Raw genomic sequence first — 311 nt, 5'->3', positions numbered from 1 at the left:
TCCTCGTCCTTCGGCAACAGATCTGGCGCCGGCATGGCCGGCATCGGTACTCGCACATCCGGCGTGGATTCCTGCTGCTCGCGCAAGACGCGTTCGCGCTCCTGCTGGCGCAGCCATTCCTGCGCAGCGCTTCCAGGTGCCTGCCCCTGCGAGGCGAGCGGAAACACCAGCAAGCCGCAAGCCACGCCGCATGAGCACATTACCGATGACCAGAACTTGCGTTGCTCCATGTTTGTTCTTCCCCCTACTGGCCCAGGTCGCCTGATGACGACATCCAGTACCGCCTACGGCAGGCCAGAGAAGTTGCACTT

At 63.0% G+C, this 311-nt stretch carries 1 pseudogene; it reads right to left on the bottom strand.

Features of this window, described 5'->3' with window-relative positions:
* Positions 1-230 (bottom strand): annotated as a pseudogene (locus OR16_RS38560) (hypothetical protein); the annotation flags it as partial.
* Between the last annotated feature and the right edge of the window lie 81 nt (positions 231-311).

The sequence above is a fragment of the Cupriavidus basilensis OR16 genome (genome assembly GCF_000243095.1).
Taxonomy (GTDB): domain Bacteria; phylum Pseudomonadota; class Gammaproteobacteria; order Burkholderiales; family Burkholderiaceae; genus Cupriavidus; species Cupriavidus basilensis_D.
This window is presented reverse-complemented; position numbering and strand designations above follow the sequence as displayed.